Source organism: Actinomycetospora sp. CA-084318, from assembly GCF_050955885.1.
In the GTDB taxonomy this organism is placed as follows: domain Bacteria; phylum Actinomycetota; class Actinomycetes; order Mycobacteriales; family Pseudonocardiaceae; genus Actinomycetospora.
Window position 1 is genome coordinate 2,428,115 of the sequence record NZ_CP192098.1, and the last position, 23,237, is coordinate 2,451,351.

The window sequence follows — 23,237 nt, forward strand, 5'->3', positions numbered from 1 at the left end:
CCTCCTAGACGGGGCTGACGATGTGGTGCCGGCGGGGCGCGGACCGGGTCCACCCGTCGGCGTGGCGCAGGCGGACGGCGAGCTCCGTGCGGAGCTCCTCGGGCGGGACGACGGTGTCGACGACGAGGTCGGAGGCCATCCGCAGCAGGTTGATCTCGGCCCGGTGCTCGTCCACCCGGGCGGCGACGAAGGCGGCGCGCTCGGCCTCGTCGGCGATGTCGGCGACCTTGCGGGCGTACACGGCGTTGACCGACGCCTCCGGGCCCATCGCGCCGATGAACGCGCTGGGCAGGGCGATCGTGGCGCGCGGTTCGAAGCCGGGGGCGCACATGGCGTAGAAGCCCGCCGCGTAGGCCTTGCGCAGGATCACCGAGACGATCGGCACCTCGGCCGAGCTCATCGCGGCAATCATCTTGGCGCCGTGCCGGATGATCCCCTGCCGCTCGACCTGGACGCCGACCATGAAGCCGGGTACGTCCTGGAGGAACACGAGCGGCACGTTGAAGGCGTCGCACCAGGAGATGAAGCGGGCGGCCTTGTCGGCGGAGTCCACGTGGATCGCGCCCGAGCGCACGCTGGGCTGGTTCGCGATGATGCCGACCACCCGGCCCTCCAGACGCGCGAGCCCCACCACGATCTCGGGCGCCCAGTCCGGCTTGACCTCGAAGAACGAGCCCTCGTCGACGACGCGGTCGATCACCTCGGTCACGTCGTAGCCGGTGACCGGGTCGGCCGGGATCACGCCGTCCCAGTCGTCGCGTTCCGGGGCGCGGGCGTCCCCGACGGCGGGTCGCGCGGTCCAGTCGCTCGGCAGGTAGGAGAAGAGCAGGCGGGCGGCGGCGACCGCCTGCCAGTCCTCGTCGAACACGGCGTCGCCGCAGCCGGAGACCTCGGCGTGCATCCGCGCGCCGCCCATCTCCTCCTCGGTCGTGCGCTCGCCGGTGACCTTCTCGGCCACCCGCGGGCTCGCGAGGAACATCGAGGCGCGCCCCTCGACCATGCCGACCCAGTCCGTGAACGCCGGCATGTAGGCGCCGCCCGCGGCCGACGGGCCGTGCAGGCAGCAGATCTGAGGGACCCGGCCCGACAGCGCGACCTGCAGCCGGAAGATCGCGCTCGCGCCCCGACGGCCGGGGAAGAACCCCATCTGCTCGGTGAGGCGCCCGCCCGCGGAGTCGACGAGGTAGAAGACCGGCAGCAGGTCGCGGTCGGCGCGTTCGAGGATGCGGATCTGCTTCTCGCAGGTCAACGCGCCCCACGAGCCGGCCTTGACGCCGAAGTCGTGGGCGATCACGGCCACCGGACGGCCCTCGACGGTGCCGACGCCGGTCACCACGCCGTCGGCCGGGAGCTGCCCGGCGAGCAGGCCGTCCTCGACGAAGGAGCCCTCGTCGAGCAGCACGGCGAGCCGCTCGCGGGCGGTGAGGGTGCCGGGGTGGCGGCTGGTGTCGCCGCCCTGGCGCGCGCGGTCGGCGGCGGCGAGGACGTCGTCCGCGGAGGGAGGTGCCGGCGCCCCAGGGGGGACGGGCGCCGACACCTCCCTCCCCGGACGCAGGCCGTTCGTCGTCCCCGTCACGGGATCAGCCGCTTCGACAGGATCTCGAGCTGGATCTCGTCGGTGCCGCCGCCGATGCGCAGGATCCGCACGTCGCGCTCGTGCCGCACGATCGGCGTCTCCTCCAGGTAGCCCGCGCCGCCGAAGAGCTGCAGCGCCTCGTCGACGACGTGGTCGGCGACCTTCGCGGCGAAGTACTTCGCGGCGGCCACCGAGCGGGCGGCCTCCGGGTGGTCGCGGTCGAGCCGGTCGGCGGCCTGGTAGGTCAGGGCGCGCGCGGCCTCCAGCTCGACCTCCGCCGCGGCGATGCGGTGGCGGATCGTCTGCAGGTTCGTCAGCGGGGCGCCGGCGACCTCGCGGCCCCGCACGTACTCGGTGACCATCGTCAGGGCCTCGGCGGCGTGGCCCAGGCCCATCGCCGCGAGCACCACGCGCTCGAGCTGGAAGGCCGCCATGATCTGGTAGAAGCCGCGGTTCTCGGCGCCGAGCACGGCGTCCGCCGGCACCTCGACGCCGTCGAGGACCACTTCTCGGGTGTCCGAGGAGTGCCAGCCGAGCTTGCGCAGCGGCCGCCCGACCGACAGGCCGGGCGTGTCGGCGGGGACGACGAACGTGGTGATCCCGCGGTGACCGGTGTCGTCGGTGCGGGCCCCGATCACGAGCACGTCGGCCAGGCCGGCGTTGGTGATGTACATCTTGCGGCCGTCGATGCGCCAGCCATCGTCGGTCCGGGTCGCCTTCGTGACGATGCCCGCGACGTCCGACCCGGCGCCGGGCTCGGTGACGGCGATCGAGGCGATGGCGGTACCCGCGGCGATCCGCTCCACCCAGTCCTGGCGCTGCTGCGGGGTGCCGTACCGGACCAGGTGCGGCCCGGCCATGTACGCGCTGACCAGGGCGCCGACCGCGATCCCGCCGCAGGCCCGGGAGAGCTCCTCGGCGAGGACGGTCACGGCCGTGTTCTCGCCGCCGTCGCCCGCGGACCCGCCGAACTCGGCCGGGGTGAGCAGCCCGAGCAGACCGGCCGCGCCCATCTCCTTCCACAGCCGCTCCGGGGGGTGGCCCTGGCGCTCGGACTCCTCGACGACCGGACGCACCCGCTCGTCGGTGAAGCGCCGGACCGCCGCCCGGAAGTCCTCGTGCACCTCGTCGAGCTCGAACGTCACGCCTCGTCTCCCGACTGTCGACCGACCGGTCGGGCGAAGGTAGGCCGCATCACAGTGCGCGGTCAACCGTCTAGGGTCGGCCGTCGTGACCCCGCGAGCGAACGGCAGCCGTGCGGAGGAGCAGCGGCAGCGCATCCTCGCGGCGGCGGTCGGGGTGTTCAGCCGGCAGGGATACCGCGCGACCTCGATGAACGACGTCGCCGCCGGGGTCGGACTCTCCAAACCGACGCTCTACCACTACGTCCGCACCAAGCAGGACCTGCTCGTGCAGATCTACGAGCAGGTCCTCGACGAGAGCCTCACCTCGGCCCGCGCGATCGTCGCGGCGGCGCCGAGCCCGCTCGAGGCGGTGCGCGGGCTGATCGTCGAGCGGGTCGCCTACACCTGTGCGCACCGGGACCTGCTGAAGATCTGTTTCGAGGAGGAGTCGGAGCTCCCGCCGGAGCTCGCGCGGCCGATCCTGGAGCGTCGGCGGGCCTTCGAGGCGGTGGTGCTGGGAGCGGTCGAGGCGCACCTGGCGGAGAGCGGCGCCCAGCTGCCGATGCCGCCCAAGGTCTACGTCAACACCTGTCTCGGCGCCGCGAACTGGGTCTACAAGTGGTTCCACGCCGACGGTGCGCTCACCCCGCGGGAGCTGGGGGAGCAGGTCGCCGCGGTGCAGCTGGCGGTGCTCGGCGGCTGATCGGCGGCGTCGGCGCGACGCGAGTGCGGCGGAATGCGCCACCGCTGACGCAGATCGCCGCACTCGCGGTCAGGCGCGGGCGGCGAGGACGGCCCGCAGGACGTCCAGGAACTCCTCCGGGGACCCGACGATCTGATGCCAGTTCGTCCGGACGACGATCCAGCCGGCGGCGGTGAGGGCGTTCTGCCGGCGCGCATCGCGGAGGAAGGCGCGGACGTCGCGGTGGTAGGCCCACCCGTCGATCTCGACGATGACCTTCTCCCGCCGGAACGCCACGTCGGCGATCGCACGCCCGTAGCCGGGCAGGTCCAGGTCGAGGTTCGCGACCCAGCCGACCAGGTCCGCGCCGGTCATGGCGGCATGGGTGCGTCGCTCGGCCTCGGACACCGCTCCGCCTGCCGCGAGAGCGAGGAGCCGGACGACCACCGGCGTGCCCCGTCGTCGCGACCGACCCTCCTGGAGACGCTCCAGGATCGGCAGCGCCACCCGCCCCTGCTGCAGCGCCCGGTCCATCAGACGGGCGCCTTCCTCCAGTCCCAGCTGCGCGGCGGCGTCGAGCACGGTGTGCGGCACGGTGGTCACCCGGAGCCCACGGTGTCGGTCGCTCCCGGCCGGCGGGACGTGCCTGCGCACGATGCGGACGCCGGAGCGTGCGCGGTGCTGGCGACGAGGGGGGACCGCGACGTCGACGACCTCGGGGCAGCGGTCGATCAGCCCGAGCCACCAGGCAGCGGCGGGGCCGACCAGGACGGCGTCGTCGCCCAGGGAGAGCAGGGCCGCCCGGACGAGGACGGTCGACGTCCGCCGGTGCGACCCGACCAGGTAGACGCGGAAGGCGAGGCGGGTCCACTCGCCGGCGGCCACCTTGCGGCGCACGGTCGTGTGGCTGTATCCGCACTCCAGTGCCTGGCCCAACGTGATGGCGCCGTCCTGGTCGCGCACCGTCCGCTGGAGTCGTTTCTCGTCGACGCTCACACGGGTTCTGACGGCGCACTGGCGGCCACGGATCCATCGGATCTCCACGGCCGGGTCGACTGCGGCGGAATGCGCCACCGCTGACGCAGATCGCCGCACTCGAGAAAAGCCTCGAGCCGGTCGTCGGTCAAACAGGACCGAAGTTGTCCCCCTCCGCCGATACCGTTTCTCTCACCAGCAGCGATCAGGGAGGCACCACCCATGAGCACCGACCCGAGCACCCTGTCCGGCGAGCGGCGCGACCTCGTCGAGGCCCTGCAGATGCACCGGGGGCTGTTCCTGCAGACGCTCCAGGGGCTCACCGAGGAGCAGGCGCGCACGCGGACGACGTTCTCGCTGCTCAACCTCGCGGGCCTCGTCAAGCACGTGGCGCAGACCGAGGCGGGGTGGCTGGCGTTCGCGAAGGAGGGGCCGGCCTCGATGCCGATGGAGTGGCCGGAGGTCGACATGGACGACCCGGTGATCCAGGAGCGCATCGCGACCGGGGACATGCGCCACGACGAGTTCAACCTGCTCGGCGACGAGACGCTGGACGGGATGCTGGCGTACTACGCGAAGGTCGCCGACGAGACCGACGCCTACCTCGCCGAGGCCGACCTCGACGTCTCGTGGCCGCTGCCCGAGGCGCCGTGGTTCACCCCGGGGGCGACCCGCTCGGTGCGGCGCGTGGCGATCCACATCGTCGCCGAGACCGCGCAGCACGCCGGACACGCCGACTTCCTGCGCGAGGCGATCGACGGGGCGCGCACGATGTGATCCGGACGAACGAGTCGTTCGTGGCTTCTACCTGCACGAACGGGTCGTTCGTCCGCGCCGGGACGAGGCACAACGATCACGACGACGGCGTGACCGCCCGGTCGGTGACGCGCACGCGGCGCCGCAGCTCGCCGGTGTCGCGGGCGTCGAACCCCTGGGCGGCGAGCCAGGCCTGGACGCCCTCACGGTCGGGGTGGTTCTCCGGCACGACGTTGTAGACGTAGTTCAGGGAGCGGGCGGCGGCCTCCTCGGCGAGCCGGTTCATCGCCCAGGAGCCCACGCCCCGCCCGCGGAACGCCGGCACCACGGCGACCAGCACCTCGGCGTCGCCCCATGTGTCGTCCAGGCGACCGAACGCCGCGACCGAGCCGTCGGCGTCGCAGACCCGCCACCACGCGTCGCCCAGCGCGTCCCCGACGGCCGGGGCGCCGAGGCCGTGCAACCCCGGGCCGCCGGGGGAGAAGGCGTCGGCCTTCGCGGCGTCCCACTGCGGGGTCGGCTCGGCCGTCCACGTCCACTCGGTCACCGTCGAGCACCTCCACGACTGTCTACGGGTCTTCCCCACTGCGTCACAGCGTCGTAGAATGTGGGCCGGACGACAAGGGGGAGGCCCACGGTGACGGTCCTGGACGAGCCGGTCAACGAGACCGTGGCTCCCGAGCGGATCCCGCACGTCGACTTCGACACGAGCCCGGACCGCTACCGGCACTGGCGGTTCACCGTCGACGGCGAGACCGCGACGGTGTACCTGGACGTCGATGAGGCCGGCGGACTGGTCCCGGGCTACGAGCTGAAGCTGAACTCGTACGACCTCGGGGTCGACATCGAGCTCTACGACCTCACGCAGCGGCTGCGCTTCGAGTACCCGCAAGTGCGCAGCATCGTGCTGACCAGCGGCAAGGACTCGAACTTCTGCGCCGGGGCGAACATCCGCATGCTGGCCGCGTCGAGCCACCCGTGGAAGGTGAACTTCTGCAAGTTCACCAACGAGACGCGCAACGGCATCGAGGACATGTCCGCGGCCGGCCAGACCTGGATCGCGGCGCTCAACGGCACCGCGGCGGGTGGCGGCTACGAGATGGCGCTGGCGTGCGAGCGCATCCTGCTGGTCGACGACCGCTCGTCCGCGGTCAGCCTGCCCGAGGTCCCGCTGCTCGGCGTGCTGCCCGGCACCGGTGGCCTCACCCGGGTGATCGACAAGCGCAAGGTCCGCAAGGACCGGGCCGACGTCTTCGCGACGAAGTCCGAGGGCTTCGGCGGGCGCAAGGCCGTCGAGTGGAAGCTGGTCGACGAGGCCGTCGCGCGCCGGGAGTGGGACCGCGTCGTGGCCGAGCGGGCCGCCGAGGCCGCCGGGAACAGCACCCGGCCCCAGGACGCGCAGGGCATCACGCTCACGCCGCTGCGGCGCACCGAGACCGACGACGCGATCACCTACGACCACGTCCGCGTCACGATCGACCGCGACGCCCGGACCGCCACGCTCGTCGTCGCCGTGCCGGAGATGAGCGACCGGCCGGCCGACCTGCACGAGCAGGGCGCCGACCACCCCCTGCTCGCCGTGACCCGCGAGCTCGACGACGCGATCCTGCGGCTGCGCACCAACGAGCTCGAGATCGGGACGTGGCTGATCCTCACCGAGGGGACCACCGACGCCGCCCTCGCCGCCGACCGGCTCATCGCGGACCACCAGGACGACTGGCTCGTCGCCGAGACCACCCGCTACCTCAAGCGGACGCTCAAGCGCCTCGACGTGACCAGCCGCAGCCTGATCGCGCTGATCGAGCCGGGCAGCTGCTTCGCCGGGCCGTTCCTCGAGCTCGCGCTGGCCTCCGACCGCCAGTACATGCTCGAGGGCACCTTCGAGGACGCCGAGGACGCCACGCTCCCGAGCGGCGCCGAGGCGACCGAGCCGGCCACGCTCGTCGTCACGAACGCCCAGTTCGGCACGTTCCCGATGGGCAACGGGCTCTCCCGGCTGGAGTCCCGGTTCTACGGCGAGGACATCCAGGTCCCGGTGAACGAGCCCCTGACCGGCGCCGACGCCGACGACGCGGGCCTCGTCACCGACGCCCCCGACGACATCGACTGGACCGACGAGATCCGCATCCTGCTCGAGGAGCGGGCCTCGCTGAGCCCCGACGCCCTGACCGGCATGGAGGCGAACCACCGGTTCGTCGGCCCCGAGACCATGGAGACCCGGATCTTCGGCCGCCTCACGGCCTGGCAGAACTGGATCTTCGTCCGGCCCAACGCGAGCGGCCCCGAGGGCGCCCTGCGCAAGTACGGCACCGGCCGCAAGGCCGACTTCGACCAGAAGCGGGTGTAAGCGATGACCTCAGCGCGACCGAAGATCGACTTCGACGCCAAGATCCCGAACAACGTCGACCTCGCCGGCGACCGCAAGCTGCAGCGCGCCCTCGAGCGGTGGCAGCCGAACTTCCTCGACTGGTGGGGCGACATGGGCCCCGCCGTCGACACCAAGGACGTCTACCTGCGCACTGCGGTCGACGTCGGGCGCGACGGCTGGGCGCACTTCGACCACGTCCCGATGAACGAGTACCGCTGGGGCGTCTTCCTCTCCGAGCACGACCCGGACCGCACCATCGCCTTCGGCGAGCACAAGGGCGAGCCGGTGTGGCAGGAGGTCCCCGGCGAGTACCGCGCCGACCTGCAGCGCCTCATCGTCATCCAGGGCGACACCGAGCCCGCGTCGGTCGAGCAGCAGCGCTTCCTCGGGGCGACCGCGCCGTCGCTCTACGACATGCGCAACCTGTTCCAGGTCAACGTCGAGGAGGGCCGTCACCTCTGGGCGATGGTCTACCTGCTGCACGCCTACTTCGGCCGCGCCGGTCGCGAGGAGGCCGACCAGCTCCTGGCGCGCAACTCCGGCTCGGACGACTCGCCGCGCATCCTCGGGGCCTTCAACGAGGAGACCCCGGACTGGCTGTCGTTCTACATGTTCACCTACTTCACCGACCGGGACGGCAAGTACCAGCTCGGCACGCTGAAGGAGTCGGGCTTCGACCCCCTGAGCCGGACCTGCGAGTTCATGCTCAAGGAGGAGGCCCACCACATGTTCGTGGGCACCACCGGCATCGACCGCGTGGTCCGCCGCACCGCGGAGCTCATGCAGACCCACGACACCGAGGAGGTCGCCGGTGCCGGCGGCATCCCGCTGTCGATGATCCAGAAGTACATCAACTTCCACTACACGGTCTCGCTGGACCTGTTCGGCAACGAGTCCTCGACCAACGCCGCGAACTACTTCACCGCCGGCATCAAGGGCCGCTGGCAGGAGGAGCGGCGCGACGACGACCACCGGCTCACCGACGACGCCGGCCACGTCGACGCCTTCCGCGACGGGCAGATCACCCGCAACGAGGTCCCCGCGCTGCTGGCGCTCAACCAGGACCTGCGCCATGAGTACATCAACGACTGCAAGACCGGGCTCAAGCGGTGGAACCGGATCCTGCAGAAGGCGGGCATCGACGCGGAGCTCTACCTGCCCCACGTCGGGTTCAACCGGCAGGTCGGCGCCTTCGCGGGTGCGCACATCACGCCCGATGGCAAGGTCGTCAGCGAGTCCGACTGGAACGCCCGCAAGGACGCGTGGCTGCCCACCGAGCTCGACAAGACCCACGTGCGCAGCCTCATGCACCCCGTCCTGAAGCCCGGGAAGATCGCGAGCTGGATCGCCCCGCCGTCGACGGGGATCAACGACAAGCCCGTCGACTTCGAGTACGTGCACTTCCACTGAGTCCCCACGACCCGCAAGGTGGTCGATGTGCTGTCCCACCACCAGCAGTTCAACGCATCGCACTACCTCCTCGACCGGCACCTCCCCGAGGGCGGGGGCCGGGTGGCCGTCCGGGCGCTGACGCCCGGCGGCGTGCGGGAGCTGACGTACGCCGAGGTCGCGGCCGAGGTGCGCACCGTCGCGGCCGGCCTGCGCGGTCTCGGCGTGCGCCCCGAGCAGCGGGTGGTGATGTGCTGCTCGGACGGCGTCGAGCTGTTCACTGCGATCCTCGCGGCGATGCGGATCGGGGCGGTCGCGGTCCCGGTCTCGACGATGCTGCGCGGCCCCGAGCTCGCGAAGCTCGTCATCGACTCGCGCGCCGCGGTCCTGATCTGCTCGCCCGAGTTCGGCGGGGTCACGCGGATCGCGACGAAGCTCGCCGTGGAGAGCGGTGCGCCGGACCTCGCGGACGTCGTCGTCACGTCGGCCGCCGTGCCGATCGACGACGAGGCGCCGTTGGACGGCTACCCCGTGCGCACCCGGGACTGGACCGACCTCGCGGCGTCCGGCTTCGGGTTCGACGACGGGCTCTACGCCACCTGGGACGAGTCACCCGCGCTGTGGCTCTACACCTCGGGCACCACCGGCACGCCCAAGGCCGCGATGCACCGGCACGCCGACATCCGCACGGTGTGCGAGACGTACGGCGCCCAGGTGCTGGGCATCCGCCCCGACGACGTGTGCTTCTCGGTGGCCAAGCTGTTCTTCGCCTACGGCATCGGGAACTCGATGTTCTTCCCGATGGCGGTGGGCGCCTCGTCCGTGCTCTCCCCGGGGAGGCCCTCGCCGGCCGCGATCGCGGAGATCGTCACGGAGCACCCGGTCACCCTGTTCTACGGCAGCCCGAGCGTGTACGGTCCGCTGCTCGCGTCGGACCTGCCCGACTCGACGTTCGCCCGGGTCCGCCGGGGCGTCAGCGCGGGGGAGGCCCTGCCCGCGCGCATGGTGCTCGGGATGCGCGACCGGTTCGGCCTCGAGGTGCTCGACGGCATCGGCTCCACCGAGGCGCTGCACATCTATCTGTCGAACCGACCCGGTGAGGTCGCGCCGGGCACGTCGGGCGTCCCCGTGCCGGGCTACGAGGTGGAGATCCGGGACGACGACGGCACGGTGGTCGCGGACGGCGAGAAGGGCATGCTCTACCTGCGCGCCGACTCGCTGTGCACCGGCTACTGGTGCCGCACCGACGTCAACCGGCGCGTGTTCGAGGGCGAGTGGATGCGCACCGGCGACACCTACGTCCGCAACCCCGACGGCACGTACCAGTGCCTCGGGCGCACCGACGACGTCCTCAAGGTCGGCGGCATCTGGGTGACGCCGATGGAGGTCGAGGAGCGCCTGGTGCTGCACCCGGCGGTGGCCGAGGTGGTCGTCGTGGGTGTTCCCGACAACGACGGGCTCGACCGGACCGTCGCCTGCGTCGTCCCTGCGGAGGGTGCCGTGATCGACCCCGAGGCCCTGATCGCGTGGTGCCGCGAGGGTCTGGCGTCGTTCAAGAAGCCCCGCCACGTCCTGGAGATCGACGCGGTCCCGCGCACCGCGACCGGGAAGGTGCAGCGCTTCCTGGTGCGCGAACTCGCGGCGGCGCGACTGTCGGAGGTGGCTGCCGCCCGGTGAGCACCCATGGTCGCTGGAGCGACCATTCCTGCTCACGAGGCCGCAGGCCACCAGAAGGCGCAGGCCAGGTCGAGGTCGACCAGGTCGGGGTGCCGCCAGAACAGCGTCTCGTCGCGATCGAGGCGACGGGGCGGACGCGACTTGGTGGGGCAGTCGATCCGGTGCGGGACCGGGGAGAGACGCCCCGGTCGGGCGGCGGAGCAGAACGAACAGGTGCCGAACATCGGCCACCTCCGGCAATCGGGCCGCCGGTGGTGGACGACGACTGCGGGGAGACGGTCCGGGCACGACCACGGGCCCGGCTGACCGCCCAGGCTGCCCGGTCGACCGCACCGCGTAGCGACTTCGTGACGCCCGGCACCAGGTGAGCGTGGACACGGCCGTTCGCTGACCGACGGTTGCCAGGAGCCGGTGTGACGACTGACACTTCACTCGTTCGCTAATCGATCGACTGCACCGGGTGATCGCATGACCGTCACGGCCCCCTCGGCTCCGGCGCCCGCCACCAGCGCCCACCGCGGTCACGCGGTCCTCGCCGTGGCCCGGCGCGTCCCGTTCACCGCGGTCGTCGTGGTGCTCATGGTCGTCGGCGGGTTCGTCACGGGCGCGTTCTGGAACCCGCTCGCCGGGCGCCCGCTCGGCGCCGATCTCGCGTACGGCGTCCCGTCGTTCGCGGACGGGAAGTGGTGGACCGTCGTCACCGGCGCGCTGGTCGCCGGGCACCCCGCGCTCTACGTCCTCACGCTCGGACTGTTCGCCGTCGCGACCGGCTGGGTCGAGTTCCGCTGCGGGACGCTCCGGACGGCCGTCGTCACGATCGGCTTCCAGCTCGGCGCGGTCCTGCTGACGGCGGGTCTGGTGCTCGCCGTCGCGGCCACCGACTGGCCGTGGGCGCAGGCGCTCGCGACGGACGTCGACACCGGCTTCTCGGGCGGCATGATGGCCGCCCTCGCCATGGCGTCGGCGACCGTCCGCGCGCCGTGGCGGTTGCGCCTGCGGCTGCTGCTCGTCGCGGTCGGCGTCGTCGGGCTGCTGTTCCTCGGCGGGCTCGCCGACCTGGAACACGCCCTGGCCGTCGCCCTGTCGCTCCCGATCGCGCACCGCCTGGCCGGGTCGCGCGCGGTCCCGACCGCGGAGTCGTCGGGTCCGACGCTCGGCCGCCGCGAGTGGCGGCTGGTGGCCGCGAGCGGGCTCGTGGTGATCGCCGCGATCCGGGTGATCACGCTCGTGGTGCCCGTCGTCGGCCCGCTCGGGAACACCGCCTCGGACTCGACGGTCGCGGAGACGGCGGTGTCGGTGGTGATCGCGTTGCTGCTCGCCGACGGGCTGCGCCGCGGCCGGCGGCTCGCCTGGGTGCTCGGGCTCGTCGTCGGCGTCTTCTACCTGCTGCTCGGCCTGCTCGTGATTGGCGTCGTCGCCTACGCGCACGCGACCGGGCAGATGGACCAGGTCGAGCTGGTCGGGCTCGCGGTGTTCGTGCCCAACGCGGTGCTCTGGTCGGCGCTCACGGTGTGGCTGGTGGCCGGGCGGCGCGCCTTCGGGGTGCCGTCGCGACGGCGGCGGCGGACGGATCCGTCGTCAGGCTCGAGCTCGTCAACCGATGGGCCGGAGCTGGCTCAAGCGGCGCTGCACAATCACGGCGGCCCGACCATCTCCTGGATGACGACCTGGCCGGAGAACCGGTACCTGCCCACGGGCGACGGCGGCGTCGTCGCCTACCGCGTGCACGCGGGGGTGGCGGTCGCGCTCGGGGACCCGATCACCGACGACGTCCCGACCGCGCTCGACGACTTCCGCGCCCTCGCCGAGCGCTCGGGGCGGATCCCGTGTCTGTTCTCGACGACGGGTGCCCTCGCCGAGGTCGCGCAGGCGCGCGGGTGGCGGGCGCTGCAGGTCGCCGAGGACACGGTCGTCGACCTCGAGGGGCTCGCGTTCACCGGCAAGCCGTGGCAGGCGGTGCGCTCCGCGTTCAACCGGGCCGGCAAGGCGGGCATCGAACACCGGCTGGTCCACCTCGACCAGGAGCCGCGGTCGGTGCTGGCGCAGGTGCGGGCGATCTCCGAGGAGTGGGTGGGCGACAAGGGCCTGCCGGAGATGGGCTTCACGCTGGGCGGGGTGGAGGAGGCGCTCGACCCGGAGGTGCGGACCGGGCTCGCCGTCGACGCCGAGGGCACCGTGCACGGGGTGACCTCGTGGCTGCCGGTGTACGGGCCGGACGGCGTCGTCGTCGGGTGGACGCTCGACGTGATGCGACGGCGCTCCGAGGGCTTCCGGGCGGTCGTCGAGTACCTGATCGCCTCGGCGTGCCTGGCGTTCCAGGCCGAGGGCGCGCGGTTCGTGTCGCTGTCCGGGGCGCCGCTGGCGCGCTCCGAGCGGGCGGACGCCGAGCCCGTGCTCGACCGGGCGCTCGACCAGCTCGGCGCCATGCTCGAGCCGTACTACGGGTTCCGCTCGCTGCACCAGTTCAAGGCCAAGTTCCGGCCGCGGCACGAGCCGATGTTCCTGGTGTACCGGGACGAGGCGGACCTGCCGCGGGTCGGGATCGGCATCGGGCGGGCCTACCTCCCCGACGCCGGGTTCCGCGAGCTCATCGCGCTCGCCCGTTGAGCGTCGCCGCGGCCTCGTCCAGGTCGAACGACGGGTCCGCGAGCTTCTCGGCCACCAGCCCGTCGATCGCGCCGCCGAGCGCGACCGCCAGCACGCGCGGGTCGCCCGCGCGGTACTGCCCGGCGGCCTGGGCGGCCTCGATCAGGGCGGCGACCGGGCGCCAGCGGGCGGGCCGGTCGTCGCGGTCGCGGACGACCGCCGCGTCGAGCGAGTCGGCGAGCACCCGGGCGTGGTCGCGGCGGGCGCCGAGGTGGGAGAGCATCGTCGTGACGTAGGCGTCGACGGCCGCGCCCGGCGTCGGGGCAGCGTCGACGGCCGTTCCGACCGCTGTGACGAGCTCGCCCAGCACGTGCTCGTAGGCCGCGCGGACCACCGCGTCCTTCGAGCGGAAGTGGTAGAGCACCGCGCCCTTCGTGACGCCGGCGGCCTCGGCGATGCGGGCGAGCGAGCAGCGGCCGTAGCCGTGCTCGGCGAGCATCCCGATGGTCACGTCCACGAGCTGGCGCCGCCGGGCCTCCTCGGTGAACGTCACGAGGGCAGGAAAGCAGCGAGGTCGGCGGCCACGCGGTCGGGGTGCTCGCCGACGAGGGCGTGCGACGCGTCGGGGTAGGTCAGCACCCGCGCGCCGAGCCGCTGCGCCGTCGCCGCGGCCGCCGCGCTGTCGTGCATCACCGAGCGGCCGGCGAGGATCACCAGGGTCGGCACCGGGATCCGCGGCTCGAGCAGTCCGGGCCGGGGGAGCGCGAGGGCGTAGGTCTGCATCCCGGCCTCGATCATCGCGGCCACCGGCTCGTCCTCGACCGGCGCGCCGTTCGCGGTGTACGAGGCGAACGCGTCGCGCCAGCTGCGGGGCAGCCAGCGCACGGACGCGGGCACCGAGCGCACCACGGTGCCGAGCGGGATGGTCGCGTAGGTCATGGCGGGGTCGAGCAGGGTCACGCTCGCGAGCCGTTCCGGACGACGCGTCGCGAGGTTCGCCGCGGTCCACCCGCCGATCGAGTACCCGACCAGGTGCACGCGCGGTGCCGGGAGGGCCGCGAGCGCCTCGGCGAGCCAGGTGGCCTGGTCGGCGTCGTCGACGATCGGCCGGGACTGGACGGACGCGCCCGGCTCGCCGAGGAGGTCGACCAGGTACACGGTGCGCACCGCACGCAGCGTCGCCAGGTTGTCGGCCCACAACGGCGACGGGGAGGCCCGGCCGGGGAGCAGGACCAGCGGGGCGTGATCATCGAGCACCGTCGGTGCCCCAGGATTCGGGGTGGGCGCCGAGGGTGCTCGCTCGTAGCGGTACATCCGGACGACGCCGAAGGTCGTCCGCACGTCGAGCGTCGCGTCCGGTGGGGGCATCCGGGCCATCGCCGACCGGTACGCCGCGTCGAACCGGTCCTTCCCGGCGGCGGAGGTGAAGTGCCCGACCGGCGCCCCACCCGTCGTCAGGAACAGCACGCCGACGAGGGCGAGGACAGCGACCGGGACGACGAATCTCCACACGATCAGGAGTCTGACCGATCGGTCAGTGCCGGGGCAACCCGCACCGTTTTCCGTCGACGGACGGTTAGGGACTGGTGTGAGCCTCTCCGAGCCCCTCGTGCTGGCGTGCGGTGCGGTGCTGCCGAACCGCCTGGTGCGGGCGGCGATGACTGAGAGCATCGCCGACCGCCACGGCGACGCCTCGCCCCGCCACGAGCGGCTCTACCGCGCCGCGGCGGCGGGCGGGCCGGGCCTGGTGATCACCGGGAACGTCATGGTGGACCGGGCGCACCTCGAGCGGGCCCGCAACGTCGTCGTGGACTCCTGGACCGACGACGCGGCCCTGCGCCGGTGGGCGCGGGCGGCGGAGGGCGTGCCGACGATCGTGCAGCTCTCCCACCCCGGCCGCCAGACCACGCGCTTCGTGAACCCGCACCCGGTCGGGCCCTCGTCCGGCCCGGCGGTGGCGCTCGGCGGGGCGTACGCGCGACCGCGGGCCCTGTCCGTCGTCGAGATCGCGGAGCTGCAGGAACGGTTCGTCGAGGTGGGGCAGCGGGTGGTCGACGCCGGGTTCGCCGGGGTCGAGGTGCACGCGGCGCACGGCTACCTGCTCTCCAGCTTCCTCGACCCGGCGACCAATCGGCGCAGCGACCCCCACGGCGGCTCCCTGGTCAACCGGGCGCGGTTCCTGCTCGGGATCGTCGCCGGGCTGCGGCGGGCGCTGCCGGAATCGGCGATCGTCGCGGTGAAGCTCGACGCCCGGGACGACGACGAACTCGTCGAGCTCGGGGGCTGGCTCGACGACGAGGGCGTGGACCTGCTCGAGGTCTCGGGCGGGAACTACGAGCGCCCGGCGATGGTCGGGCTCGACGCGTCCGGGGGCGAGCTCGCGGGGGAGCACGAGTCGCCGTTCTGGAACTCGGCGGCCGCGCTGTCGAAGGAGGTCGACGTCCCGGTGGTGCTCACCGGCGGGTTCCGGTCCCGCGCGGAGGTGGACGAGGCACTGGCGTCGGGCGTGTGCGCCGCGGTGGGCGTGGGTCGGCCGCTGGCGGTGCGGCCCGACCTCGCCGGCCGGTTCGTGCGCGGCGAGGTCGACACCCTGGACCGGCCCGCCCCGCGCCTCGGCGGTCCGGCCCCGGTGCGGGCGCTGCTCGGGGCGGCCGTCGGGGCGGGGTGGCACCGCATCCAGCTGGTGCGCACCAGCCGGGGCCGCGGACCGGCGCTGCGGCTGCCGGCCCTGCTCGCGGGGATCGACTACAGCGTGGGCGACTGGGTGCGCAGCCTCGTCGAGCGGCCGGCCCGGATGCGGCGGGCGCGCCGGTTCTGAGCCCCCCTAGTGGCAGCAAAGCGTCACTGCTTGCACCGAGTGCCAGCAGTGACGCATTGCTGTCACCGGAGGTGACCTACAGCCCCAGCTGCCACAGCGCCGACTCGGCCTGCGCCACGATCGCCTCGGGGCCGGTGACCTCGTCGGCGTCCGCGGCGTCGCCCATGTCGCCGGCCTGGTAGCGGGTCCACACCCCGGCGTGGATGCAGGCGGCGCGCCACCGGGCGAACGCGATGTAGAAGTCGATGTCCGGCAGTTTCGTGCCCGACGCCTGCTCGTAGCGGGCGATCAGGTCCTCGCGGGTCGGGAAGCCGCCGAGCTGCGTCGGGTTCGGCAGCGCGGCCGGGACGGTGTCGCCCTCCTGGGACCACGACACGAGGATGTGCCCGAGGTCGCAGTAGGGGTCGCCGATCGTGGCGAGCTCCCAGTCGAAGACCGCCGCGGCGGACCCGTCGTCGAGGTAGGCGATGTTGCCGGTGCGGAAGTCGCCGTGGGCGATCTTGTTCGCCGGCGGCTCGGGCACACGCTCGGACAGCGCCTGGTGGGCCCGGTCGATCGCGGAGAGGTCCTCCATGGCCGACTGGTGCGCCTGCCGGTGCCACCGCTTGAGCTGGCGCTCGACGAAGTTGCCGGGCCGGGCGAGGTCGTCGAGGCCGACCTCCGCCGGCTCGACGGCGTGCAGCGCGGCCAGCACGTCCATCGTCGAGTCGCCGATGCGCTGCTTGACCTCGGGGGAGGTCACCCAGCCCGCGTCGTCGACGCTGTTCAGGACGCGGCCGGGGGCGAAGTCCATGACGTAGAAGTCGACGCCCGCGACGTCGCGGTCGTCGCAGAACGCCACCGGCGGCGGCACCGGGACCTCGGTCGGCGCGAGGGCGGACAGGAACCGCCACTCCCGGCCCATGTCGTGCGCGGTCTCCAACACACCGCCGAGCGGCGGTCGGCGCAGCGCCCACGTCCGCCCGGCGTCGTCGACCACGCGGTAGGTCAGGTTGGACCGCCCACCGGTGATGCGCTGGAACACCGGCTCACCCGCCACGTCCGGGACGTGGTCGAGGAACCAGGCCACGGCCTCGTCGGGAACGCCGGAGTCTCCGGAACGGCTCAAGGGGTCACCACGATCTTCCCGACCTGGGCGTTCGACTCCAGGTACTCGTGCGCCTCCACGATCGAGCCCAGCCCGGCGAACACCCGGTCGACCTGCGGCGCGAAGTCCCCGGAGCGCAGACCCGCGCCCACGAACTCGCCCGCGCGGCGCAGTCGCTCCTCGTCGTGCGTCATCGCGAAGAGGGTATAGCTGCGCATCCAGAGATCCGGCAACGTCTCGGCCGGAAAGATCGTCGGCTGTCCGGAGAGCAGGCCGTGGATCGTGACGATCCCGCCCTTCGCGGTCGCCCGGCACAGGTCGGCCACCCCGGGTCCGGCGACGGCGTCGAAGACGTGCTCCACGCCGCGGCCGCCGGTGATCTGAAGGACCCGCTCCACCAGGTCCTCCTCGCCGGTCGCGACGACGTGCGCGGCCCCGGCGTCGAGCAGCTGCTGCGCCTTCGACGACGACCGCGAGGTCGCGATCGGGATCGCGCCGACCCGGCGGGCGACGGCCATCGCGGCCAGCCCGACGCTCGAGGTCGCCGCGGTGATCAGGACGTGGTCGCCGGCCTTCAGCCCACCCGTCTCGACGAGCCCGCCGTAGCCCACGAGGAACGGCATCCACACCGCGGCGCCGTCGACCCACGAGGTCCGCTCGGGCAGCGGCACCACCGCCCGGGCCGGGACGAGGGCTTTCTCGGCGTAGACGGAGTAGTCGTTCATCGAGAAGCCGGGCACCACGCTGACCCGGTCGCCCACGGCGAACCGCCCCGGCGCCCCGACCGCCGACACCGTCCCGCTGCACTCGTAGCCCAGCCCCGCGGGCAGGCGGGTCTCCTCGATGTAGGTGCCGCGCCGGAACATCGACTCCGCGCGGTTGAGGCCGATCGCCGCGACGTCGACGACGAGCTCGCCGGGCGCGGGGTCCGGGTCGGGCACCTCCTCCACCCGCAGGACCGAAGGGTCGCCCAGCTCGGAGAACCGCACCGTCCTCGTCATGCCCGGTGATCCTTCCGGGCGCGGGCGGGCCCTTCCACCCTGCGGTCGGAGGGTCTAGCGTGACCGCATGACCAGATTCGAAAGTTGGTCACGACCGTGACCGAGGAGCGCGGACGACGCGTCCTCGACGCGGCCGGCGAGCTGCTGCTCGCCCACGGCTACCGGAAGGTGACCGTCGCCGACGTGGCCGAGCGGGCCGGCGTCGGGAAGGGGACGGTCTACCTGCACTGGCCGAGCAAGGCCGAGCTGTTCGCGTCGGTCCTGGTCCGCGAGGGCCTGGAGCTCGGGCGGGAGTTCGTGGCGAGCCTGCGCCGCGATCCCGGGGAGGTGCTGCTGCACCGGAGCATGCGGTCGTCGTTCCTGCTGGTGATGCGCCGGCCGTTGGCCAAGGCGCTCTACACCGGGGACACCGCGCTGCTCGGCACGCTGATCACCGACACGAAGACCGGTCTCGCGATGCGCCGGGGTCAGGCCGGCTACGACGGGCGCCACCTGGCTCTCATGCACCGCCACGGCCTGCTCGCCGACGACCCGGTCGACGACCCCGAGCTCGGTTACCGCCTGGACGCCACGGTGTGGGGCTTCTTCGCCCTCGACGCCATCACCGACGTCCCGCTCGACCTCGGCGGTCGCGCGGACGCCCTCGCCACCACCGTCCGCCGCGCCTTCGAGCCCGCGGACCTGCCCGGCCCCGACGCGCTCGCCGTCGCGGCCGCCGAGATCGCCGACCTCTACGACGCCCAGCTCGACACCCTGAGCCGGGCTCTTCCCGACCCGGAGGAACCATGACCACCACGGAGATGGCCCCGGCCGACGCCGTCGCCCCCGACACCACCGACGAACCCGCCCTGCTCGCCTGGCTCGCGGACATGCGCCGCGAGCACCCCGTCTGGCGCGACCGCTACGGCATGTACCACGTCTTCCGCCAGGTCGACGTGCAGACCGTCCTGCGCGACCCGGCCCGGTTCTCGTCGGAGACCTCGCGGCTCGCGCCCTCGGCGAAGCAGGTCTCGCGGGGGATGCTCACCCAGATCGACCCGCCCGAGCACCGCCGGCTGCGGTCGATCGTCTCCACCGCCTTCACGCCCAAGCGCGTCGCCGACCTCGAGCCGCGGATCCGGGAGATCACGCGGCGCCTGCTGGACTCCGTTCCCGACGACGGACGGTTCGACCTGGTCGACACCCTCGCCTTCCCGCTGCCGGTGACCGTCATCGCCGAGATGCTCGGCCTGCCGGAGTCCGACCACCCGCTCTTCCGGACGTGGGCCGACCGCCTCTTCTCGATGCAGGTGGACGACCCGTCGGACCCGGCGCTGGGCGAGCGGGTCGGCGCCGCGATGGCCGACATCAACGCGTACCTGACCGCGCGGGTGCAGGAGCGCCGGAGCGCGCCGACCGACGACCTGATCTCGGCGCTCGTCGCCGCCGGGCTCGACGACGAGGAGGCGGCCAACTTCTCGCTGCTGCTCCTGCTCGCCGGGCACATCACGACGACGGTGCTGCTGGGCAACGCCGTCCGCACCTTCGCCGAGCACCCCGGCGTGTGGGCCGGCCTGCGGGCCGTCCCGACGACGATCCCGGCGGCGATCGAGGAGGTGCTGCGCCTCCGGAGCCCGTTCGCGATGGCCGGCCGCGTGACCACGGAGCCGGTGGAGATCGCGGGGGTCACGATCCCGGCCGACCGCTTCGTCCTCGTCTGGATGCTCTCGGCGAACCACGACGAGCAGGCCTTCGCCGACCCCGAGGCGTTCGTCCTGGACCGGGGGATCGGTGGGGGCGCGCAGACCGCGTTCGGTCACGGGGTGCACTTCTGCCTCGGGGCCCCGTTGGCCCGGTTGGAAGGCCGCGTCGCCCTGGAGGAGCTGACGGCCCGGTACGACGCGCTGTCGCCGGCGAGTGACGCGATGGGGGACCTGCAGCCCTACCCGCGTGGGGTGCTCGGGGTGCGGCGACTGCCCGTGAATGGTGTCCGAAGCTACTCGGGGTGACCGGTTGCGGGTCGATTTTCACGGTGCGTCACACTGGCGCGCGTGACGACCGGGACCGCTCCGCGCGTGCTCCTCGCGACGGCGTGCCTCGCCGCGCTGCTCGGCGGGGTCGGGGTGCTGTCCGGGGCGGTGCCGGTGACCTCGGTGGCGCCACCCGTGGCCGCCCCCGCTCCGCCCGCGGTGTCGGTGGCCGCCGCCCCCGAACTGCTCGCCGCGGGGGAACCGGCCACGGTCCTCGCCGTGGCCGACCCGGTGACGATCGACGTCCGCCTCGAGGGCGGCCGCACGCTGCGGGTGCGGGCGCTCGGGGTGCAGCCGCCGGAGCGCTGCTACGCCGATCAGGCGCTCCAGTTCGCCCGCAAGACGCTCGCGGGCAAGGCCGTCACCCTCACCGGCGACGGGCGCTCCGACAAGTTCTCGCGCGCCCTCGCGTGGGTGTCGCTGCCGCAGGACGACTACGCGGTGCTCGCCGCCGAGGCGGGCACCGTCCGCGCCTACTCCGCCGACGCCCCGCCCGAGCGGATGCCCGCCGTCCGGGCCGCCGAGGACCGCGCCGAGCAGGCGCGCCGGGGGTTGTGGCTGTCGCCATGTGAGCAGTGAGGGTCGCTCTCGCGACCCTGACTGCTCACCTACCGTGGGTCCATGGTGCTCGCCGGGGTCCTGGTGGCCGTGGCCGCGGCGGCGGGCAACGCGGTGGGCTCCGCCCTGCAGCGGTCGGCCTCCCGCCACCACGACCCGGCCGACCGGTGGTGGCAGGGGCTGCTGAGCCTCGCCCGCCGTCCGGCGTGGCTCGGGGGCATCGCCGCGCACGTGGTCGCGTTCGCACTCCAGGCGTTCGCGCTCACCCTCGCGCCGATCACCGTGGTGCAGCCGGTGCTCGTGGCCGAACTGCCGTTCACGCTGCTGCTCGGCGCCCTGGCACTGGGCACGCCGCTCGGCCGGCGGGCGTGGCTGTCGGTCGCCGTGATGGCGGGCGGCGTCGCGCTGTTCCTGGCGTGCCTGGAGACCGACCGGGGCGGGCCGCAGGCCGCCACCGCCGCCGGGTGGATCGTCGGGACCGCGGTGATCGTCGTGGTGCTCACCGTCCTGACGGTGCTCGGGCGCGCCGGGCGCGGCCGACGCCGGGCCCTGTGGTTCGGGATCGCGGCCGGGGTGATGTACGGGTTCGACGCGGCCCTGCTCGCGGGCCTCGGACCGGCCTACGCGCAGGGCCTCGGCGGCGTCCTGACCGCCTGGCAGACCTACGGCGTGCTCGTCGGGGGCGTCGTCTCGTTCCTCTACCTGCAGCAGGCGCTGCAGGCGCACGACCTGATCTGGGCCCAGCCCGGCATCACGCTCGCCAACCCCATCGTGGCCGTGACGTGGGGTCTCACCGTGTTCGGCGAGCAGGTCGCGGTCGACCTCCGGCTGATCGGCCTCGCGGCGGGCGTGCTGGCCATCGCGGGCGGCACCGTGGGCCTCACCCTCGTCCGGGACCAGATCGCGGGCCGCGGCCGGCGATGACTCACAGCCCGCGCACAGCCGGCTCAGGACGTGATCACGCGCTCGGGCCGCAGGCTCGGCGTCGTGGGATACCAGCGTGGCCTGTCCCTGCTCGACGGCTGGCTGCCGTGGACCGTGCAGGCGGTGGTGCTCGTCGCCTTCCTGGTCGTGCTCGTGCCGGTGGTGGTGTCCCGACGACGGGTGCGGGGCCGGTGGGTGCGGCTCGGTGCGGTCGTGGTGCTCGGCGTCGTCGGGGCGTTCGCGGCGCTGTGGGCGTTCTCCGGGAGCGGCCTGGCGTCGGATCCGGCGCCCGCGCTGCTGTGGGTGTGGGTCGGGATCACGGTCGCCGCGGTGGTGGCGGTCGTCGTCGCCTGGGGCCCGGCACCGTGGTGGCGGCGCGGCCTGTCGGTGCTCGTGGTGCCGCTCGCGGTGGTGTGCGTGGCGCTCGTGGCGAACCAGTGGGTCGGCTACGTGACGACGGTGCAGGAGGGCTGGTCCGAGCTCGACGCCGGCCCGCTGCCCGACCAGGTGGACGCCGCCACGCTGCCCTCGCTGATCGGGCACCCGCGGACGACGGGCGCGGTGGTCGAGGTGTCGATCCCGTCGACGGCGAGCGGCTTCGCGCACCGCGACGAGGACGTGTGGCTCCCGCCCGCGTGGTTCGCGCCCGGCCCGCGCCCGACCCTGCCGGCGATCATGATGATCGGCGGGGAGTTCAACACGCCGGCCGACTGGGTCCGCGTCGGGAACGCCGTGCAGACCGCCGACGCCTACGCGGCCGCCCACGGCGGACTGGCCCCCGTGCTCGTGTTCGCCGACGCCGGCGGGACGTTCAACAACGACACCGAGTGCGTCGACGGCCCCCGCGGGAACGCGGCCTCGCACCTGACGGGCGACGTGGTCCCGTACGTCGAGCAGACCTTCGGGGTCTCGCACGACCCGCGGGCGTGGGGCGTGGTCGGATGGTCGATGGGCGGGACGTGCGCGGTGGACCTCGCCGTGATGCACCCGGAGCTGTTCGACTCCTTCGACGACATCGCCGGCGACGCCGGCCCCGAGGTCGGCACGAAGCAGCAGACGATCGACCGGCTCTACGGCGGGAACGCGGCAGCCTGGGCGACCTACGACCCGGCGACCGTGCTCGCCGCGCACGCCCCCTACGCCGACACGGCCGGCTGGTTCGACGACTCGTCCGACACCGGCGGCGGCTTCGGCGGGGGAGCCGGTCACCGCCCGCCCGGGACGCGGCCGCCCGGCTCGTTCCACCCGCCCGGCGGTGGGAACGGGGCGAACTCGGGCATCGGCGGCCGGGGCGGCGGGGGAGCGACCGGGCAGGAACTCCCGGCGGCGCGGCAGTTGTGTGCGCAGGCGCAGACGCGCGCCATCGCGTGCACGGTGGCGACGCAGCCCGGGCGGCACTCCTGGCAGTTCGCGACGACCGCGTTCCAGCTCGTCCTGCCGTGGATGGCGAACCGGGTCGAGCACCCGGGGGTGCCGGCGGCGGTCTGACGTTGGGCTCCCATGACAGCAAAGCGTCACTGCTGTCACTGGACGCCAGGAGAACCACATCGTGGGGTGGCGGCGCCGGCCACCCCTCCGCGAGGTGCACATGAGGCAGCGTTCCCGGCGTCCGGACCTGCCTGACGTACCCCTCGCGACAAGGGCCACCGCGCCCGACGTCAACGCCGCGTCAAGGGCGCGGACGGGCCACGAGGCAGGCCCTACCGT

At 73.4% G+C, this 23,237-nt stretch carries 21 protein-coding genes; 12 read left to right on the forward strand and 9 right to left on the reverse strand.

Features of this window, described 5'->3' with window-relative positions; genetic code table 11:
• Nucleotides 1–4: 4 nt before the first annotated feature.
• Together ACQPYX_RS11865 and ACQPYX_RS11870 are read right to left on the reverse strand one after the other, a co-directional pair.
• A complete protein-coding gene (locus tag ACQPYX_RS11865; RefSeq protein WP_433803113.1) occupies nucleotides 5–1,537 on the reverse strand; it encodes an acyl-CoA carboxylase subunit beta in 1,533 nt (510 codons plus the stop codon).
• Between the two features lie 35 nt (nucleotides 1,538–1,572).
• The gene (locus ACQPYX_RS11870) at nucleotides 1,573–2,721 is read right to left on the reverse strand and encodes an acyl-CoA dehydrogenase family protein (RefSeq protein WP_433803114.1); all 1,149 of its coding nucleotides are present in this window, start codon (nucleotides 2,719–2,721) and stop codon (nucleotides 1,573–1,575) included.
• 85 nt (nucleotides 2,722–2,806) lie between these two features.
• On the opposite strand from ACQPYX_RS11870, the gene ACQPYX_RS11875 reads away from it, so the two are divergent.
• Complete coding sequence (locus tag ACQPYX_RS11875; RefSeq protein WP_433803115.1) at nucleotides 2,807–3,403, forward strand: TetR/AcrR family transcriptional regulator; 597 nt, start codon at nucleotides 2,807–2,809, stop codon at nucleotides 3,401–3,403.
• A gap of 69 nt (nucleotides 3,404–3,472) precedes the next feature.
• Here ACQPYX_RS11875 and ACQPYX_RS11880 read toward each other — a convergent pair whose 3' ends face one another.
• Nucleotides 3,473–4,378, reverse strand: coding sequence for a DUF559 domain-containing protein (locus ACQPYX_RS11880; protein ID WP_433803116.1), 906 nt, complete (start codon nucleotides 4,376–4,378; stop codon nucleotides 3,473–3,475).
• A 201-nt stretch (nucleotides 4,379–4,579) separates the two neighbouring features.
• Here ACQPYX_RS11880 and ACQPYX_RS11885 point away from each other — a divergent pair, with 201 nt between their 5' ends.
• Nucleotides 4,580–5,134 (forward strand): DinB family protein, encoded by a 555-nt coding sequence (locus tag ACQPYX_RS11885; protein ID WP_433803117.1) that lies wholly within the window; start codon nucleotides 4,580–4,582, stop codon nucleotides 5,132–5,134.
• Between the two features lie 76 nt (nucleotides 5,135–5,210).
• Here the strand turns inward: ACQPYX_RS11885 and ACQPYX_RS11890 are convergent, their stop codons facing one another.
• Complete coding sequence (locus tag ACQPYX_RS11890) at nucleotides 5,211–5,660, reverse strand: GNAT family N-acetyltransferase (RefSeq protein ID WP_433803118.1); 450 nt, start codon at nucleotides 5,658–5,660, stop codon at nucleotides 5,211–5,213.
• Nucleotides 5,661–5,750: 90 nt separating this feature from the next.
• Here ACQPYX_RS11890 and boxC point away from each other — a divergent pair, with 90 nt between their 5' ends.
• From boxC to ACQPYX_RS11905, 3 genes are read left to right on the forward strand one after another with little or no spacing between them, the layout of a single operon-like run.
• Nucleotides 5,751–7,460: a 2,3-epoxybenzoyl-CoA dihydrolase gene (gene boxC / locus ACQPYX_RS11895; RefSeq protein ID WP_433803119.1), complete on the forward strand. Its 1,710-nt coding sequence runs from the start codon at nucleotides 5,751–5,753 to the stop codon at nucleotides 7,458–7,460.
• Nucleotides 7,461–7,463: 3 nt separating this feature from the next.
• Nucleotides 7,464–8,891: a benzoyl-CoA 2,3-epoxidase subunit BoxB gene (gene boxB / locus ACQPYX_RS11900; protein ID WP_433803120.1), complete on the forward strand. Its 1,428-nt coding sequence runs from the start codon at nucleotides 7,464–7,466 to the stop codon at nucleotides 8,889–8,891.
• 27 nt (nucleotides 8,892–8,918) lie between these two features.
• Nucleotides 8,919–10,547 carry a benzoate-CoA ligase family protein gene (locus ACQPYX_RS11905; RefSeq protein ID WP_433803709.1) on the forward strand — a complete coding sequence of 543 codons (1,629 nt, stop codon included), beginning with the start codon at nucleotides 8,919–8,921 and terminating at the stop codon, nucleotides 10,545–10,547.
• 32 nt (nucleotides 10,548–10,579) lie between these two features.
• Here ACQPYX_RS11905 and ACQPYX_RS11910 read toward each other — a convergent pair whose 3' ends face one another.
• Nucleotides 10,580–10,771 carry a hypothetical protein gene (locus ACQPYX_RS11910; RefSeq protein WP_433803121.1) on the reverse strand — a complete coding sequence of 64 codons (192 nt, stop codon included), beginning with the start codon at nucleotides 10,769–10,771 and terminating at the stop codon, nucleotides 10,580–10,582.
• 244 nt (nucleotides 10,772–11,015) lie between these two features.
• On the opposite strand from ACQPYX_RS11910, the gene ACQPYX_RS11915 reads away from it, so the two are divergent.
• Nucleotides 11,016–13,154: a bifunctional lysylphosphatidylglycerol flippase/synthetase MprF gene (locus ACQPYX_RS11915; protein ID WP_433803122.1), complete on the forward strand. Its 2,139-nt coding sequence runs from the start codon at nucleotides 11,016–11,018 to the stop codon at nucleotides 13,152–13,154.
• Here the strand turns inward: ACQPYX_RS11915 and ACQPYX_RS11920 are convergent.
• Together ACQPYX_RS11920 and ACQPYX_RS11925 are read right to left on the reverse strand one after the other, a co-directional pair.
• Nucleotides 13,135–13,686 carry a TetR/AcrR family transcriptional regulator gene (locus ACQPYX_RS11920; protein WP_433803123.1) on the reverse strand — a complete coding sequence of 184 codons (552 nt, stop codon included), beginning with the start codon at nucleotides 13,684–13,686 and terminating at the stop codon, nucleotides 13,135–13,137. The two genes, ACQPYX_RS11915 and ACQPYX_RS11920, sit on opposite strands and share 20 nt — an antisense overlap.
• Entirely contained in the window at nucleotides 13,683–14,645 is a 963-nt protein-coding gene (locus tag ACQPYX_RS11925; RefSeq protein ID WP_433803124.1) for an alpha/beta fold hydrolase, read from the reverse strand. Before ACQPYX_RS11925 ends, ACQPYX_RS11920 begins: the two co-directional genes overlap by 4 nt.
• A 76-nt stretch (nucleotides 14,646–14,721) precedes the next feature.
• Here ACQPYX_RS11925 and ACQPYX_RS11930 point away from each other — a divergent pair, with 76 nt between their 5' ends.
• On the forward strand, nucleotides 14,722–15,951 hold the full coding sequence (locus tag ACQPYX_RS11930; RefSeq protein ID WP_433803125.1) for an NADH:flavin oxidoreductase: 1,230 nt from the start codon (nucleotides 14,722–14,724) through the stop codon (nucleotides 15,949–15,951).
• Nucleotides 15,952–16,027: 76 nt separating this feature from the next.
• Here ACQPYX_RS11930 and ACQPYX_RS11935 read toward each other — a convergent pair whose 3' ends face one another.
• Nucleotides 16,028–17,059, reverse strand: a complete 1,032-nt coding sequence (locus ACQPYX_RS11935) for a phosphotransferase family protein (RefSeq protein ID WP_433803126.1) — start codon at nucleotides 17,057–17,059, stop codon at nucleotides 16,028–16,030.
• A complete protein-coding gene (locus tag ACQPYX_RS11940; protein ID WP_433803127.1) occupies nucleotides 17,056–18,039 on the reverse strand; it encodes a zinc-dependent alcohol dehydrogenase family protein in 984 nt (327 codons plus the stop codon). The genes ACQPYX_RS11935 and ACQPYX_RS11940 overlap by 4 nt, the downstream gene beginning before the upstream one ends.
• Nucleotides 18,040–18,135: 96 nt before the next feature.
• On the opposite strand from ACQPYX_RS11940, the gene ACQPYX_RS11945 reads away from it, so the two are divergent.
• The 5 genes from ACQPYX_RS11945 (at nucleotide 18,136) to ACQPYX_RS11965 (ending at nucleotide 23,018) form a co-directional block, all read left to right on the forward strand.
• Nucleotides 18,136–18,828, forward strand: a complete 693-nt coding sequence (locus ACQPYX_RS11945; RefSeq protein WP_433803128.1) for a TetR/AcrR family transcriptional regulator — start codon at nucleotides 18,136–18,138, stop codon at nucleotides 18,826–18,828.
• A gap of 11 nt (nucleotides 18,829–18,839) precedes the next feature.
• Complete coding sequence (locus ACQPYX_RS11950; protein ID WP_433803710.1) at nucleotides 18,840–20,027, forward strand: cytochrome P450; 1,188 nt, start codon at nucleotides 18,840–18,842, stop codon at nucleotides 20,025–20,027.
• Between the two features lie 42 nt (nucleotides 20,028–20,069).
• Nucleotides 20,070–20,627 (forward strand): thermonuclease family protein, encoded by a 558-nt coding sequence (locus ACQPYX_RS11955; protein ID WP_433803129.1) that lies wholly within the window; start codon nucleotides 20,070–20,072, stop codon nucleotides 20,625–20,627.
• A 42-nt stretch (nucleotides 20,628–20,669) separates the two neighbouring features.
• Nucleotides 20,670–21,530, forward strand: coding sequence for a DMT family transporter (locus ACQPYX_RS11960; protein WP_433803130.1), 861 nt, complete (start codon nucleotides 20,670–20,672; stop codon nucleotides 21,528–21,530).
• A gap of 63 nt (nucleotides 21,531–21,593) precedes the next feature.
• Nucleotides 21,594–23,018 (forward strand): alpha/beta hydrolase, encoded by a 1,425-nt coding sequence (locus ACQPYX_RS11965; protein WP_433803131.1) that lies wholly within the window; start codon nucleotides 21,594–21,596, stop codon nucleotides 23,016–23,018.
• Nucleotides 23,019–23,237: the final 219 nt, after the last annotated feature.

What these genes read in the sequence shown, in the direction of transcription:
- ACQPYX_RS11960 (WP_433803130.1), top strand. Translation starts at nt 20,670, where the DNA reads ATGGTGCTCGCCGGGGTCCTGGTGGCCGTGGCCGCGGCGGCGGGCAAC.
- ACQPYX_RS11915 (WP_433803122.1), top strand. Translation starts at nt 11,016, where the DNA reads ATGACCGTCACGGCCCCCTCGGCTCCGGCGCCCGCCACCAGCGCCCAC.
- boxB (WP_433803120.1), top strand. Translation starts at nt 7,464, where the DNA reads ATGACCTCAGCGCGACCGAAGATCGACTTCGACGCCAAGATCCCGAAC.
- ACQPYX_RS11950 (WP_433803710.1), top strand. Translation starts at nt 18,840, where the DNA reads ATGGCCCCGGCCGACGCCGTCGCCCCCGACACCACCGACGAACCCGCC.
- ACQPYX_RS11940 (WP_433803127.1), bottom strand. Translation starts at nt 18,039, where the DNA reads ATGACGAGGACGGTGCGGTTCTCCGAGCTGGGCGACCCTTCGGTCCTG.
- ACQPYX_RS11910 (WP_433803121.1), bottom strand. Translation starts at nt 10,771, where the DNA reads ATGTTCGGCACCTGTTCGTTCTGCTCCGCCGCCCGACCGGGGCGTCTC.
- ACQPYX_RS11885 (WP_433803117.1), top strand. Translation starts at nt 4,580, where the DNA reads ATGAGCACCGACCCGAGCACCCTGTCCGGCGAGCGGCGCGACCTCGTC.